Source organism: Lascolabacillus sp., assembly GCF_028696275.1.
Classification (GTDB): domain Bacteria; phylum Bacteroidota; class Bacteroidia; order Bacteroidales; family Dysgonomonadaceae; genus Proteiniphilum; species Proteiniphilum massiliensis.
The window spans coordinates 1-15,192 of the sequence record NZ_JAQVHI010000001.1; the positions used below are offsets into that span (position 1 = coordinate 1).

Below are 15,192 nucleotides of genomic sequence, written 5' to 3' on the forward strand. Positions count from 1 at the left end.
TCCCTGTCCATATATTCCTCCAAACTAAATTTTAGCTGATCCAAAAACAATGTCCGTGAGCCAGCACGGGTTTTCATCCGGTGGAAACTGTTATGGATGTCATTCAGTGAAACACGAAAGAGGACTTGAAATATAGAGCTGATTTTACGGATACCTATTTTCCCGTGCGAAATGGCATCATTGGCATAGAGTGCATAGATCAGTTCACACATGTATGTTATGTGATATTTATCTCCCTCACTTAAAGATTGTTACAAAATTATGGAAATATATTTTGGTAAACATTCTATAAAGTTTCAAGTCATTTTTCACTTACCAAGGGTGATAATATTATGAGCAGCGTATGTACTATTGGTGAAGATATCTGGGAGAGATATAAGATTATATATGATCGGAAAGCCACAGCGAATAAGTTACAGTGTCATCTATAATGATTATGATGAGTTTGAACAAACGTAGATTATTATATACTCTGATATTTCACATTCAGAGGCAGAATTGAAAATATATGAAATATCAGTTTCAGATATTATTAAAAGTGTCACCTCTGCTTATATCACCGGTCTCCATACCCAGTCTGAACCAATAAGTACGTTCAGCAGAAGTTCCATGCGTAAATGAATCGGGTACAGTATATCCCATTGAACGTTTTTGAATTGTATCATCACCTACAGCAGTTGTAGCACTAATTGCTGACTCAAGGTCACCTGGCTCCAATTTAATTATGTTCATACGTTGTGCATGATAAACCCATACACCGGCTAGGAAATCAGCCTGAAGTTCAAGTTTCACATTTAACTTGTTGAATTCTGTTTCACTTATTCTACCTCTGTACTGATTAACCTGATCAAGAATGCCCAGTAGTTTTTGCACATGATGTCCCACTTCATGAGCTGTTACATAAGCCATCGCCAGATCACCTTTTGCTCCAAAATCATTTCTCAGCTGATGAAAGAAGTTCAGGTCGATATACATTTTTTGATCTCCCGGACAATAGAACGGACCAACTGAAGAGGTTGCTCCTCCACATTCAGATATTGTGGCATCAGTAAATGTTACGAGAGTTGGATTTTGATAACTCTGTTGCAGTTGAGTTCTGAAAATCTCACTCCACACCTCATTTGCGCTATTAAACACTCCAAGTGTGAACACTTTTAGCTCTTCATTTTCATTTACTCTTGAAGGATCAACAATCTCGGTCGATTCACCCCCTGGTGAAATACTATTCACCATATTTACTGCCTCAAAAGGATTCTGACCAAGCAGTAGTGCTATCAGAGCAACAATAATAGCCCCTGCTCCACCTATTGCAGCCTTTCTTCCACTACCCCTGCCTCTTCTGTCTTCATAGTTGGCTTCACTATCGTTTCTTCTGACCCATTTCATAGTAAATAAAGTTTGGTTTTAGTTAATACTGAATATTCATTCTATTTTCTTAAGCCACTCGTTCACAATAGATGAGTCATAACCAAGTGTTTTAGCCTTTTCAAAGTCAGCCTTGGCAGCAACCTTATCAAATTGTTCGAGTCGCACTCTCCCCCTTAAAAAGTAAAAATATGGGTTATTCCTTTGAGTATCACCAAGTGAACGCAAGTCGGCAGATGCTTTAAACATTTGATTAGTATTCACATAACACTCTGCTCTGTTCATATAAAAAATAGGATCTGGATTAGGTTCATTATTAATCAAATTAGTGTAAATCTTTTCTGCATCCTCCCATCTGTCATCAAGTTTAAAAATTAATGCCTTACTCAGTTTAGTGAACATATTGTCAGGGTCAATCTCCTCAGATCTTTTAAAATCGGCCTCTGCTTTTACCCTGTCATGATTTTCCAGATGAAGTACCCCCCTGCGGTAAAAGGCTTCAACATCATGAGGAAAATCCACAAGTATTGCATTATAATCTTCCATTGCCTCTTCATATCTGCCCATATCAACCAAAAGAGACGCTCTGTTGTGTAGAACAATATCAGGAATCGGATTGTTCGTAAGCGAAGCTGTGAATGAGATATAGGAATCGTCATACTGCCCAAGCTGACGCTGCAGTATCCCTAAATTCAACAGCAATACAGGATTACTTTCATGTGCAGGTTCAAGTGACATAGCATTGTACAAAGCGATGGCAGCACTGTCTAACTTATTGTTTTCGATATATTTAGCAGACCGATCAACCCAATCCATGTAACTAAGTGATTGTGCATAAGAGTTTAGGGTTGCTGAGCAGAGTAGTAAAAGGGTAATTATATATTTCATTTTTATCATACAAGGGATATTAAGAACAAAAATAGACGTTTTTTTGTATTTTTGCGTTTAATATTTATCAAATCCTTAAAATATAGATGTAAATGTCTACACTACTGCAGACTATAATACCGGTCGACAGCCTGGTAGTTAATGCTCCACTAACTTTTGGAGAATTGGTAAAAGAGGGTAATATCAATCAGATCCTTGATAATGCCCTTACATGGAGTATAGAATTAATAATATACATTTTTGTTGCAATTCTGATATTTATAATCGGTCGTTTTATAATATCAAAGATTGTTGGTTTCTTCAATAGAGTGATAAGCAAAAGTTCCTGGGATACAGTTCTAAAAGGATTTCTCAGAACAGTGCTTCAAACATTCCTGTATGCAGTTCTATTCATGATAATTATTAATGCAGTAGGTGTAAAAACGGTTTCAATTGCGGCAATAATCGCCTCCGTTGGCTTGGCAATTGGTCTGGCTATGAAAGATAACCTGGCAAATTTTGCAGGAGGAGTAATGATTCTGCTTAGCAAACCTTTTAAAGGTGGTGATTATATAACTACACAGAACCTTGAGGGAACAGTTGAAAGCATTGGCATTTTACATACTATTCTCAGGACAGGTGACAATAAGACCGTATATATTCCTAATGGTCCTTTATCCACAGGCAATATTATCAATAACAGGAGTATGGATGGTACACTACGTACTGTCATTGTGATTAACGTTGACTATGGAAGTAATATTGATGAGGTAAAATCATTGCTTAAAGATATTGCTGGTTCTCACCCAAAAGTACTAAAGCAGCCCTCTCCATTTGCAAGAATGACCAAAATAAATCCCACATCGCTTGAATTCACCGTTAGGGTATGGGCAAAAAGCAGCGATCTGTGGGAAGTAAATCATGATCTTACGGAATTGTTCTATAAGAAACTGTATGACAAGGGCATGATCTCTTCCCTACAGCAGGTTACAGTGCATATGGCTAATACTCAGAGCTGAAGTGGAAGCGGATATTCTTGAAATCCTGCTGAGCCATCATAAGAATATAATTTGACTCTGCTAGAAAAACATCCCTACCCTGCTTGTCTTTAGCCATATACTGATACTTACGCTTTTTAAAATCATCAAGCTGCTCCTTATCATCGCTCTCAATCCAGCAAGCCTTATAAAGCTGAATTGGTTGCCAGCGGCACTGCGCACCGTATTCATGAAGTAAACGATATTCAATTACTTCAAACTGAAGCTGACCAACTGTACCAATAATCTTTCTACCATTAAACTGATTAGTAAACAACTGAGCAACACCCTCATCCATAAGCTGCTCTACTCCCTTTTGAAGCTGTTTTGATTTAAGAGGATCAGCATTTTCTATATATTTAAACATTTCAGGAGAGAAGCTCGGTAAACCTTTGAAGTGAAGTTCTTCACCGGAAGTTAATGTATCACCAATTTTAAAATTTCCGGTATCCGGCAAACCAACTATATCTCCGGCATATGCTTCATCAAGAATCTCTTTTTTCTGTGCCATGAAAGCAGTTGGCGAAGAAAACTTCATCATTCTGTTGAAACGAACATGTTTATAGTTTACATTTCTCTCGAACTTTCCTGAACATACCTTTACAAAAGCTAAACGTGATCTGTGGTTTGGATCCATATTGGCATGTATTTTAAAGATAAAGCCTGTAAAATCCTCCTCCAGTGGTTCAACCACTCTTTCCACAGCTTCAATTTTTCGGGGTGAAGGTGCAATTTCCACAAAACAATCCAGCAGCTCTTTTACTCCAAAATTATTAAGAGCAGAACCAAAAAACACGGGAGCAAGTTTACCAGCCAGATATTCATCACGGTTGAATTCAGGGTAAACTTCAGTAATAAGCTCAACCTCACCTCTCAGTTTTCCTGCCAGATCGGCAGATATATGTTTCTCAAGTTCAGGAGATTCGATGTCAAGATGCACCGACTCTGTAACAACCTGTTTACTGGGCTTATACAGATCCAGACTGTTTCTATATATATTATATACACCGCGAAACCTGTCACCCATATCAATTGGCCAACTTAAGGGTCGCACATTTATCTGCAGCTCCTCTTCAAGCTCATCAAGAATTTCAAATGGATCTTTACCCTCCCTGTCAAGTTTATTAACAAAAACCATCACAGGAGTGTTCCGCATACGGCAAACCTCCATGAGTCGACGAGTCTGCGTCTCAACCCCCTTTGCCACATCAACCACAACAATAACACTATCAACTGCTGTGAGTGTACGAAATGTATCTTCCGCAAAATCCTGATGTCCCGGTGTATCAAGAATATTTATTTTATAGTCATTATAATCAAAACCCATCACAGATGTAGCAACAGATATACCTCTTTGCTTTTCAATCTCCATCCAGTCTGATGTGGCAGTTTTCTTTATCTTGTTTGATTTAACAGCACCTGCAACATGAATTGCACCTCCGAAAAGCAAAAGCTTTTCAGTTAGTGTAGTTTTACCGGCGTCGGGGTGACTAATCACTGCAAATGTCCGTCTCTTTAATATCTCTTTTTTCAAGTCCATCTGGTTATTCTAAATTCTATTTTCTCTTTCTTTATTTTGTTTATCTCTATTGATAGCTATTAAGTTTTTCTATACAGCGCATTAAACTTTCCTCCCAGTTTGGGATTTCCACTTTAAAAGCACCCGAAATTTTTGTAACATCTAAAACGCTATATGCAGGTCGCTTAGCTGGAGCACCATACTCTTTTGATGTTATAGAAGAAACTTCACAATCCTCTATGCCTGTTGCATCCTTTATCTTTAATGCAAAATCAAATCTCGATACCTCTCCTCTGTTTGCAAAATGGTAAAGACCTGTTTTCCAGTCTTTTTCTTCAGAATATTGAAGTATATGTATAATCATCTCTGCAAGATCACCTGCATATGTGGGTGACCCAATTTCATCCTCTACAACTTTGAGAGAATCCCTTTCGGTCATGAGGCGTATCATCGACTTCACAAAATTATCGCCATAAGTTGAATATAACCAGCTTGTTCGGATTATTATCCACTCTGGTGACATTGATTGCAGAACTCTCTCTCCCTCTAACTTTGATTCACCGTAAACAGATAATGGATTTACAGAGTCATTCTCCTTGTAAGGGATTCTTGATTCACCATCAAAAACAAAATCGGTCGAGATATGAATTACCTTTATGTTATATTTTCTCGAAGCTATTGCAATGTTTTCAATACCGTTTACATTAACTGCAAAGGCCTTGTCACTGTCGGACTCAGCCTTATCCACAGCAGTATATGCCGCACAATTGATTATATATTCTATTTTGTTTACACTCACAAATTCATCAACCTGGTCACGATCTGTAATATCCAGACTGTCCATATCAGTAAAATAGAACTTAAAAGGCATATTTACCTGTTGTGATATTTCTTTAAGTTCTTTACCAAGCTGACCATTAGCGCCTGTTACCAGTACTCTTTTCTCAATCAATCCATAAAAAAACTGCTGCTTCAGGGTCTCTTTACCTGTTCTACCCAACAATTTAATTGCCTCTGAAATTATTGCCATTATGAAAAAATTTATTCCTATTGCTTTATAAAATGTAGCTCATTACTCCTGCTGATCGATCTCTTTATATTTTTTTGAAAGCAGACGGAGTAAAGAAGTAATTTGAGTGATAGCAGCCTGTGTCTCTTTTGAAATTTCTTTTTTTTGAATATTTAGCAACATATAACCATATAGCGCTGTGAAACATGTCTCAAGTTCCGGAACCTCTTTATCTGTAGTTTTAGATCTGAGTTCAACTATATAAGGTAGAGTGTTATAATACACTCCAATATATTCCGATTCCTTAGGATCTTTCAGAAGACGTAGATGAATATCAGTAAGATCAATAATGATATTTTTATTTATCTGAAGATGTCCTTTTTCCTGGACACCCTCTGACTTCATCATTATTATTAAACCTTCGTACCAGTCTCTGGCATTCTTTCTTTCTTCAACAGACTGATATACAGAATCGATAACTGATTGTTGAATTTTATCTATATCAAGTTTATATGCTCTTATGAGGTCTTCTGTCTGCCACATAAATAGCAGATATTCTGCAATATTTTCTCTCTTTACGGGAATTCTCATTCTTACAAATTTTCGTTCAGCTACTGATTAATTCATGCAAATCAAACAATCATTTAATCAAATATCACTTCGAAATATTAAATTTGCTACAAAAATACAACAATTATGCTCAAGTATCATATTATTGAATCGGGATATTTCATGGGAGATGGAGGTGTTATGTTTGGCGCTGTACCAAAAAAGTATTGGTCTGCCAAGTATAAAACAGACGAAAACAATATGTGCGTTATGTCGATGCGCTGCCTTTTTATCGAAACCGAATCTCGCCGTATCCTAATTGATAACGGTCTGGGTAATAAACACAATAACAAATTAAAATTCTTTCAACCACACAATACAGTAGATATTCGTGATGAAATACGTAAAATAGGCTATGAGCCGGAAGAAGTGACAGACGTGATCATATCTCACCTGCATTTTGATCATTGTGGGGGAAGCACTATATTAAATGATGACAATGAAGCTGTTCCTGCATACCCGAACGCCACATATCACGTTAGTCTAAAACAGTGGAATAATTATCGCAAGCCATCACTTTTTGAGAAAGGGTCATTTTTCGCAGATAATATTGAACCTGTATATGATGCTGGACAATTGAAGTTTGTTCTCGAAGATATTCAATTAGATGAAAATATAAGGTTAGAACTGTATGATGGTCACACGCCCGGACAGATTGCCGTATTGTTTGAAAATGAGGATGGTAAATATGCTTTCCCCGGTGATGTTGTACCTACATCTCTAAACCTGCAATTAAGTTGGTTATGTGCATACGACAACAGTATGGTTGTTGCAATGGAGGAGAAAAAGCGATTTATGGACAAAGCCAAAGCTGATAATCGCACCCTGATTTTTTATCACGATGCATATACTACTACGGGAAAGTTTTAATCAATTCCCTACTCTTTCTTGGTATGAATAATAATAACAGCCTCACTGTTTTCTTCCGGTTCAACTACAACCTGTAAACAGATAACCATGTTGTCACGAGGCTCATCAGCAAGATACTCATAAGTTACATAACCATCTTTCTGAAAGGTGATAACACCACCTTTAACTACTTCAATAGAAAATTTCCCCTCTTTATCAGAGATTGTTTCCTCACTTGTGGACACTGCTTCAATTAGAACATCGGAAATTCTTTCACCCTGACAAGTTACATAGCCGGAGACAGTAATATTATTACCATTTGGTTTAACATCATCGCCTTTAGCATCTGTAATGTTAAAAGTTAGGAGTGAGACAAACAACACCATCAAAGGAATTCTGAAAGGATGCCTTCCGTTTTTCTTTAAATAGACTCTGTTTTTCATCATAATCGTTGGTGTTTTATGTTTATAGTTAGATGCCTTAACAGTACGAACTATAAACTTGTGTAATTTAAGGAGTTTAACGGTTAACAAATATAATTATTATTTTCAATAATCAAACACAATTAACATTTTTAACATAAAACTTCATTATTAACTTAGCCTTATTTCAGACACTAAAAGTTTATTCCTACTCCACTATTTTCTCTTATATAAAAGGAGAATATAAGAACCAGATAAGAACGAATCAAGAACCAATTAAGAAAAAGCTATCTTTCATGCGACGGTTTTCATTATCTTTGTTGTTGTAAAATAACAAACCACAATGAAAGTTCATCTCACCACTTTTAATGCTAAATATATTCATACATCTATGGCATTGCGCTGGCTTTATGTTGTAAATAAAGACCGGTTTGACCTGTCTTTTAGCGAATATACTATAAAGGAGAGCGTATCTGTCGTGGCAGATAATATCTTGGAGGGAGGATATGATGTTGTAGGGATAAGTGTCTCTATTTGGAATGTGAAACAAAGTCGTGAACTTGCCAAAATACTAAAAGAGCAAAATCCTGATATAATAATAATTACTGGTGGTCCAGAAGTTAGTTATGAACCTCAGTTTTTTATTAATAACTGGGATGTTGACTATGTAGTAAGCGGTGAAGGTGAATTTGTATTGGGGCAGTTGCTTGATGCTTTGCAAAAAGGCAATAACCTGAATATTGATAGTGTTTCATCAAAATACAACATCAGTTATAAGACTGCACAGGCGGATATTACTGAACTGATAAAATTTCCATCTCCATATCGGTTGGAATTTGATAATAATGAACGCAGGAACAGGATAACTTATTTCGAAACCTCAAGAGGTTGTCCATACTCTTGCCAATACTGTTTGTCATCGCTGGAAAAAGGAGTGAGATATTTTCCCGGAGAATATATTGTGGAGAATTTAAAGTACCTTATTGATAGTGATGTAAAACAGATCAAGTTTTTAGATCGCACCTTCAATCTCAATAAAAAACATACCATGACAGTATTTGATTTTCTTATTGAAAATCACAGACCTGGTCTGAACTGCCAGTTTGAAATTTATGCCGACCTGTTGAATGATGAAACTATTGAGTATCTGAACAGCAAAGTTCCTAAAAACTATTTCAGATTTGAAATAGGAATTCAATCTACTCATGAACCTACCAATGTTGCTGTAAAAAGAAATCAGAATTTCTCATTATTATCTTCCAATATAGAGAAAATCATGAAAGGAGATGTTATTGATCTCCATTTAGATTTGATTGCGGGTTTGCCTTTTGAGACTTTTGACCGATTCAGAAAGTCTTTTAATGATGTATTTCGTTTGAGAGCAAAAGAGGTGCAGTTAGGATTTTTAAAGCTGTTGAGAGGTACAAATCTACGAAGAGATGCTTTGATTTATGGATATAAGTTTTACAATGAAGCACCATATGAGATTATTTCTGGTAATGATATTTCGGAAGTAGAGTTAGAAAGAATAAGAGATGTTGAAGAGGCACTTGACAAGTTTTGGAATAGCGGTAGATTCGCTTCAACAATGAATTTTTTGTTTGAAGGTCCCTATTTTGACAAATACTTCGATTTTTTTGATGAGATGGGGCATTATTACAAAGTAAAAAATTTACCACGTATGGGGTATCAGCTTGAGGATCTGTTTAACTATCTTGATCAGTTTCTTAAATCCAAAGGAATTGATGCTTGTGATTTTCTACGTGAAGATTATTACTCAAATTTTAAAATCAGACCAACTGGATATTGGTCTGATGATATCAGTAAAGCTGAGCGTAAAAAGCTCCTCTATACAATTGGTCAGGATAAAGACTTCCTGAGTAAGCATAACTTAACTAGAAAAATTATAGAGAAACAAACTGCTATAAACCCTCTTAAAGATGGTGGTTACTTATTGACAATATTCTTCGGGAATAAGAAACAAGAGTTAGTTTATTTCTGATATAATAGTATAAGATTATATTGATAGCCTCTATATTATTTTTTTTACTTGGTTTGTTTTTTGATTTTTCGTTTAATTATAATCACTCCATTATTACCTTCTTCACCATACTTATCAACTGCAGGTTCATCTTTTAAAACAGTTACACTTTCTATATCTGTTGAATCTTTAATATTCAGGTCGAAATCCTTAGGCATTTTTTCTCCATCTATAATAATCAAACGTTTTTCAATATTTTTTTTAACACCCTCATTGATTTCAATTTCACTTATATTCGGATTGCTTTTAGTTGTTATTATAATTACTCCATCCTTGCCCTCTTCGCCATATTGTTCTATTGATGCTTTGCTTTTCAATACATTAACTGCTAGGATATCATTTGGGTTGATTTTTTTAATCGCCTCTTTTGTAACCTTTTCACCATCAACAATATAAAGTAGATTATCAACACCTTCTCCTCTCAATTGAATCTCTGTTTGAATTTCTTTTCTGACTCTTGTTAAAGTGTCAATTTTTGTTTCACTAATTTTCACAACGTCAGTATCAACTTCAACTAACACAGAATCCATCGATAGAGTTCTAACCACTTTAATTGGCTTTGCAGGCTCTTCTTCAACTGTTTGGGCATTAAGTTTAGGAATTGAAAGTACAATCATAGAAAGTAGTAAAACAGGCAAAACAGCTGTATAAGCCCATTTCTTTCGGTTGTTTGTTTTTGTTTTAATCATCATAGTAATTCTTTTGTGCAAATCGCGCTTACGGAAATTATTTGCCAGAGCAAACGTATGTTCCCCCACGCTTTTGCGGATTAATAAAAGTTGATATAGTTTTATGTCGACGCCATTATTAATAACCTCTTCATCAGCCTGAAATTCGTGAACTGACTGTATTTCGCGTTTAAGCAACCATGAAAATGGATTGAACCAAAACAGGCATGTAAAGAGGTCAACAAGAATCAAATCTGCAGAGTGATTCTTTAGAATATGAACTTTTTCATGGCGAATAATAGCTCCATCTATGTCGGTGTTATAATCCCGTCTGGATATTACAATATAATTCAACCAACTAAAAGGAGCCACTTCACTGTCTGAAATACAAAGATTTATATTATAAGTAATCAGATGCTTCTCAGAACCTTGAATTATCTTTATGATCTGTATCAATCCAATAATGTATCGACATAGAAAGAATAGCGCTCCCGACAATAATATTGTAGAGATAATCAGAATCCACGGAATTACAGTGGAGTGCTGATTAACCTCCAATTGATCAAAACTTTCAAGTAGAGATAAATCCATTATATAAGAACTCCCTTCTTGCACATTATTTGGTAAAAAATCAAAATGAAAAAATGGGAGTATTACACTAATAAACAGTATAATTATTAATAAACAACGATTTACTGTGTGAAATGTATTTTTACAGAAGAAGAGTTTATAAAAACCATAAAACAGTGACAGAATTATGGATGATCGAAGCATGTATAACAGAACAGGTTCCATATCATTATTTTTTAGACGTTTTACTACTTAATTTTTCAACTTCATCAAGAAGTTTTCGAACTTCATCTACCGAAATATTATCGTCCTTAATCAAAGATGATACAACACTCAGATAAGAGTTATCAAAATACTTTTTAATCACACTTTTTAAGTTACCTTTCCTGTAATCTTCCTTACTTATAACAACAAAATATCTGTATGTAGTACCAAAAGTAGTGTGTGACAAATAACCTTTTTCTTCTAATGAGCGTACATAAGTTGATAAAGTATTAAAGTGGGGTTTTGGATCAGGGTATTTTTCAACAAGCTCTTTAACAAACAGTGGTCCATATTCCCAAAAATATTGCATCACCTCCTCTTCTTTGGCTGTTAATTCTTTTATCGACTGCATAATATTATATTTTGTATACTTACTTAAACTATCTTTTTCTTGAGAAAAACTTTCCTAAATAAATTCAGATGCAAACATAACTATAATTATTAGTTTATTAACTATATCTTATAGTTTTTAAACTATAACTTTTAGTTAAAGATATCTAAATTATTTTATGACACTGATATTCAAATACCTTATAAATTTTTTGCATAAGCTATCATTGATTTATATATTTGCTAAATCATTTATAATAAAATCGTTCCATGAATAAAAAACTCTTGATTTTAGTAATACTCACACAAGTATGTTTAACGATTACATCTCAAACACCGGTTCTGACAAATGACTCTGCGCGCAATTCAATAGACATATTAAAAAAAACAGTTGAGGATTATCAGCACCGCTTTGATATACTAGAAAAACAGATAGATGATCTGCTTTGGTTTGAGAGGCTGGGTGATGTAGCATTTATTGATAAAGTTAGACTAACCAGCAGTCCACGCTGGAAACCTAAAGATCAGAATGATAGATTCGCGGAAAACAAGCTTCAGTTTTATTCATATGTGTTTATTCCGAAAGACATCAACAGGAAAAAGAAATATCCACTTATAGTTCTACCACATAGTGGCATTCATGCTAACTTCTCAACCTATTACTATCATATTGTAAGAGAGTTTATTTCACAGGGGTATATTGTAGTTTCTGCTGAATATCGAGGAAGTACTGGTTACGGTAAAGCAACTTATGAGAACATTGACTATGGAGGACGCGAAAATGATGATGTTATGGCTAGCCGTAATTACATAATTGAAAATTATAACATTGTTGACTCTACAAGAGTTGGTATTGTTGGCTGGAGTCATGGTGGCATGATATCGCTGATGCAAATCCTGCAATATGGCGATAAATATAGCTGTGCTTTTGCAGGAGTTCCGGTTAGTGATTTGGAGAACAGACTCGCATCGCATGACAAGAGCTATTCTGATTATTTTACTGCTCCATATCATATAGGTGAATCGATAGATGAAAACCCTGATGAGTATTTGAGGAGATCCCCAACAACTTATGCTAAGAATTTGAGCAAACCACTACTCATTTACACTAACACAAATGACAATGACGTTTATGTTGAAGAGGTGAAACTTATGATAGAAACCCTGAAAATATATGATAAGAAATTTGAGTATAAGATTTTCGAAAATGCATCAGGTGGTCACGGTTTTGACAGGATTGATACAAAGGAGGCAACTGATATAAGATATACTGTGCACAAATTTTTAGAAAGATATCTGAATCCTCCCAAACCATTTAAATCTCAAGCACAAATGCGAAAAGCAGCATATGGTTTTTGAAAAAATTATTACCTTTGTCTCTTAGCTAAGTAAATACGTAACAAATTTATAAATTTAATGAAAAAAGTATTTTTAATTTTATTCGCATCTATGGCAATATTAGCTTGCAATACGCAGCAAAAAGAGGGTGCAACGGGTGAAAAGGGAGCGATTTTCTTGACAGAGTTTGACACTCCTTATGGAACTCCCCCGTTTGACAGAATCACTTTTGAAGATTACAAACCTGCATTCATGGCAGGAATGAAACAACAGACGGAAGAGGTAAACGCAATAATTAATAACCCGGAAGAACCTACTTTCGAGAATACAATCGAGGCACTTGACAATAGTGGAGCAATACTAACTCGTGTATCACGAGTATTCTATGGAATAAGAGGTGCAAATACAAACGACTCAATAAGAGCTCTTGCTGAGGAGTTGTCGCCAATTCTCTCGGAACACAACGATAATATCTATCTTAACGAACAGCTTTTTGCCCGCATTAAGGCTATTCATGATGATACAGCATCAATGAACCTGACAACAGAACAGTATCGTCTGCTTGACGAATATTATAAGAGTTTTGTTCGCTCGGGTATTATGCTTAGTGAAGATGATAAATCTAGATTACGTGAGATTAATAAAGAGCTTTCAGGATTAACCCTGAGATTTGGAAATAACCTTCTTAATGAGACTAACAGTTATAAATTAGTTATTGATAACGAAGAAGATCTTGCAGGACTGCCTGAGGCTGTTAAAGCAACAGCTGCCAGTGCAGCAAAAGCAGCCGGTGAAGAGGGTAAATGGGTGTTTGGATTGCAAAAACCAAGTTGGTTGCCATTCTTGCAATATGCTGACAACCGTGATCTGCGTGAAAAGTTGTATAAGGCAATGTATATGCGTGGTGATAACGATAATGAAAATGACAATAAGGCAGTTATCAATGATATAGTAAACCTTAGAATTGAAAAGGCTAATCTTTTGGGTTATGATTCACATGCTCATTATACACTTGATGAGAACATGGCAAAAACACCTGAGAATGTATATAAACTGCTTAACGAACTGTGGGACTATGCTCTGCCACAGGCTAAGAAAGAGGCTGCTGAACTACAGAAACTTATTGATGCTGAAGGTGGCAATTTTAAACTTCAGTCGTGGGATTGGTGGTATTATACCGAAAAACTACGTGAAAAGAAGTACAATCTGAACGAGGAAGAAACAAAGCCATATTTCAAAATGGAAAATGTTCGCGAAGGTGTTTTTGAAGTTGCTAACAGACTGTGGGGACTGAATTTCAGAAAACTGGATAACGTGGATGTTTATCATCCGGAAGTTGAAGCTTATGAAGTTCTGGATGAAGATGGATCGCATCTGGCAGTGTTTTATACCGACTACTTCCCTCGCGAAAGTAAAAACGCTGGTGCCTGGATGAGCAGTTTCAGAGGTCAGCAGGTATTAAACGGAGAAAATATTCGTCCTTTAATTTTTAACGTTGGCAACTTTACACGTCCAACCGATAACACTCCTTCTCTGTTGACTCTTGATGAGGTGGAAACTCTATTCCATGAATTTGGTCATGCTCTTCATGGGATGATGTCTAATGTTAATTATGCAGGAGTTTCAGGAACAAGTGTTTCGCGCGACTTTGTAGAACTTCCTTCACAAATAATGGAGCATTGGGCTTTCCACCCTGAAGTAATAAAGTTATATGCTAAACATTATGAGACGGGTGAAGTTATTCCTGATGAACTGATAGAAAAAATTAACACTGCTGCAAATTTTAATATGGGCTTTAATACTACAGAGCTTGTTGCGGCTGCGTTGCTGGATATGGACTATCATACACTTACTAAAAAAACTGACATTAATGTACGTGAGTTTGAAAAGGCAGCTATGAGTAAGATCGGTCTTATCGAAGAGATTATTCCACGTTACCGCAGTACCTATTTCTCTCATATATTCAGCGGAGGTTATTCTTCAGGATATTATGCATACCTGTGGGCAGAAGTACTTGATGCTGATGCGTTCCAGGCTTTTGTTGAGAATGGTGTATTTGATAAAAACACAGCGAAATTGTTCCGTGATAATATTTTATCAAAGGGTAACTCAGATGACCCAATGACTCTTTATAAGAAATTCCGTGGTGCAGAACCAAATCCAAAATTTCTATTACAAAACAGAGGTTTTATTGACTAAGAAATAATCAACTTTATATTATTAAATCACCGGATCGTTTAAAATAAAATAATCCGGTGATTTTGTTCTTAAAAAGATAAAAAAAACGTATATTTGCACGCTTTA

14 protein-coding genes are annotated in these 15,192 nt (G+C 35.6%); 5 read left to right on the forward strand and 9 right to left on the reverse strand.

Annotation, left to right across the window (positions count from 1 at the left end; genetic code table 11):
• The 3 genes from PHO43_RS00005 to PHO43_RS00015 all read right to left on the reverse strand — a co-directional run.
• A partial coding sequence (locus PHO43_RS00005; protein WP_288010925.1) for an RteC domain-containing protein occupies positions 1 to 212 on the reverse strand: 212 nt, incomplete at its 3' end.
• A gap of 310 nt (positions 213 to 522) precedes the next feature.
• A complete protein-coding gene (ypfJ, locus tag PHO43_RS00010; RefSeq protein WP_045089431.1) occupies positions 523 to 1,386 on the reverse strand; it encodes a KPN_02809 family neutral zinc metallopeptidase in 864 nt (287 codons plus the stop codon).
• Between the two features lie 36 nt (positions 1,387 to 1,422).
• Positions 1,423 to 2,262 carry a tetratricopeptide repeat protein gene (locus PHO43_RS00015; RefSeq protein ID WP_288010927.1) on the reverse strand — a complete coding sequence of 280 codons (840 nt, stop codon included), beginning with the start codon at positions 2,260 to 2,262 and terminating at the stop codon, positions 1,423 to 1,425.
• A gap of 83 nt (positions 2,263 to 2,345) precedes the next feature.
• Between PHO43_RS00015 and PHO43_RS00020 the strand changes: the two genes are divergently transcribed.
• The gene (locus PHO43_RS00020) at positions 2,346 to 3,251 is read left to right on the forward strand and encodes a mechanosensitive ion channel family protein (RefSeq protein WP_288010929.1); all 906 of its coding nucleotides are present in this window, start codon (positions 2,346 to 2,348) and stop codon (positions 3,249 to 3,251) included.
• On the opposite strand, the gene PHO43_RS00025 is transcribed toward PHO43_RS00020, so the two are convergent.
• Genes PHO43_RS00025 through PHO43_RS00035 form a run of 3 tightly spaced genes read right to left on the reverse strand, consistent with a single transcriptional unit; the run spans position 3,235 to position 6,388 of the window.
• On the reverse strand, positions 3,235 to 4,809 hold the full coding sequence (locus PHO43_RS00025; protein ID WP_288010931.1) for a peptide chain release factor 3: 1,575 nt from the start codon (positions 4,807 to 4,809) through the stop codon (positions 3,235 to 3,237). The two genes, PHO43_RS00020 and PHO43_RS00025, sit on opposite strands and share 17 nt — an antisense overlap.
• A 46-nt stretch (positions 4,810 to 4,855) precedes the next feature.
• Positions 4,856 to 5,818, reverse strand: a complete 963-nt coding sequence (gene rfbD / locus PHO43_RS00030; RefSeq protein ID WP_045089428.1) for a dTDP-4-dehydrorhamnose reductase — start codon at positions 5,816 to 5,818, stop codon at positions 4,856 to 4,858.
• A gap of 42 nt (positions 5,819 to 5,860) precedes the next feature.
• On the reverse strand, positions 5,861 to 6,388 hold the full coding sequence (locus PHO43_RS00035) for a DUF4924 family protein (protein ID WP_045089427.1): 528 nt from the start codon (positions 6,386 to 6,388) through the stop codon (positions 5,861 to 5,863).
• A 105-nt stretch (positions 6,389 to 6,493) separates the two neighbouring features.
• On the opposite strand from PHO43_RS00035, the gene PHO43_RS00040 reads away from it, so the two are divergent.
• The gene (locus tag PHO43_RS00040) at positions 6,494 to 7,276 is read left to right on the forward strand and encodes an MBL fold metallo-hydrolase (protein ID WP_288008756.1); all 783 of its coding nucleotides are present in this window, start codon (positions 6,494 to 6,496) and stop codon (positions 7,274 to 7,276) included.
• A gap of 8 nt (positions 7,277 to 7,284) precedes the next feature.
• On the opposite strand, the gene PHO43_RS00045 is transcribed toward PHO43_RS00040, so the two are convergent.
• Positions 7,285 to 7,701 carry a hypothetical protein gene (locus PHO43_RS00045; protein ID WP_045089425.1) on the reverse strand — a complete coding sequence of 139 codons (417 nt, stop codon included), beginning with the start codon at positions 7,699 to 7,701 and terminating at the stop codon, positions 7,285 to 7,287.
• A 319-nt stretch (positions 7,702 to 8,020) separates the two neighbouring features.
• Here PHO43_RS00045 and PHO43_RS00050 point away from each other — a divergent pair, with 319 nt between their 5' ends.
• Entirely contained in the window at positions 8,021 to 9,679 is a 1,659-nt protein-coding gene (locus tag PHO43_RS00050) for a B12-binding domain-containing radical SAM protein (protein WP_288008754.1), read from the forward strand.
• Between the two features lie 44 nt (positions 9,680 to 9,723).
• On the opposite strand, the gene PHO43_RS00055 is transcribed toward PHO43_RS00050, so the two are convergent.
• On the reverse strand, positions 9,724 to 10,977 hold the full coding sequence (locus tag PHO43_RS00055) for a M56 family metallopeptidase (protein WP_288010933.1): 1,254 nt from the start codon (positions 10,975 to 10,977) through the stop codon (positions 9,724 to 9,726).
• A 208-nt stretch (positions 10,978 to 11,185) separates the two neighbouring features.
• Positions 11,186 to 11,563, reverse strand: a complete 378-nt coding sequence (locus PHO43_RS00060; protein ID WP_045090857.1) for a BlaI/MecI/CopY family transcriptional regulator — start codon at positions 11,561 to 11,563, stop codon at positions 11,186 to 11,188.
• Positions 11,564 to 11,820: 257 nt separating this feature from the next.
• On the opposite strand from PHO43_RS00060, the gene PHO43_RS00065 reads away from it, so the two are divergent.
• Complete coding sequence (locus PHO43_RS00065) at positions 11,821 to 12,909, forward strand: prolyl oligopeptidase family serine peptidase (protein WP_053826465.1); 1,089 nt, start codon at positions 11,821 to 11,823, stop codon at positions 12,907 to 12,909.
• A gap of 57 nt (positions 12,910 to 12,966) precedes the next feature.
• A complete protein-coding gene (locus PHO43_RS00070) occupies positions 12,967 to 15,087 on the forward strand; it encodes a M3 family metallopeptidase (RefSeq protein WP_288008752.1) in 2,121 nt (706 codons plus the stop codon).
• The last annotated feature ends 105 nt before the right edge of the window (positions 15,088 to 15,192 follow it).

Excerpts from the sequence above, each read along its gene's own strand:
- PHO43_RS00015 (WP_288010927.1), bottom strand. The coding sequence starts at position 2,262 with ATGATAAAAATGAAATATATAATTACCCTTTTACTACTCTGCTCAGCA.
- ypfJ (WP_045089431.1), bottom strand. The coding sequence starts at position 1,386 with ATGAAATGGGTCAGAAGAAACGATAGTGAAGCCAACTATGAAGACAGA.
- PHO43_RS00020 (WP_288010929.1), top strand. The coding sequence starts at position 2,346 with ATGTCTACACTACTGCAGACTATAATACCGGTCGACAGCCTGGTAGTT.
- PHO43_RS00040 (WP_288008756.1), top strand. The coding sequence starts at position 6,494 with ATGCTCAAGTATCATATTATTGAATCGGGATATTTCATGGGAGATGGA.
- PHO43_RS00055 (WP_288010933.1), bottom strand. The coding sequence starts at position 10,977 with ATGGATTTATCTCTACTTGAAAGTTTTGATCAATTGGAGGTTAATCAG.
- PHO43_RS00045 (WP_045089425.1), bottom strand. The coding sequence starts at position 7,701 with ATGATGAAAAACAGAGTCTATTTAAAGAAAAACGGAAGGCATCCTTTC.
- PHO43_RS00025 (WP_288010931.1), bottom strand. The coding sequence starts at position 4,809 with ATGGACTTGAAAAAAGAGATATTAAAGAGACGGACATTTGCAGTGATT.
- PHO43_RS00070 (WP_288008752.1), top strand. The coding sequence starts at position 12,967 with ATGAAAAAAGTATTTTTAATTTTATTCGCATCTATGGCAATATTAGCT.
- PHO43_RS00065 (WP_053826465.1), top strand. The coding sequence starts at position 11,821 with ATGAATAAAAAACTCTTGATTTTAGTAATACTCACACAAGTATGTTTA.
- rfbD (WP_045089428.1), bottom strand. The coding sequence starts at position 5,818 with ATGGCAATAATTTCAGAGGCAATTAAATTGTTGGGTAGAACAGGTAAA.
- PHO43_RS00035 (WP_045089427.1), bottom strand. The coding sequence starts at position 6,388 with ATGAGAATTCCCGTAAAGAGAGAAAATATTGCAGAATATCTGCTATTT.
- PHO43_RS00050 (WP_288008754.1), top strand. The coding sequence starts at position 8,021 with ATGAAAGTTCATCTCACCACTTTTAATGCTAAATATATTCATACATCT.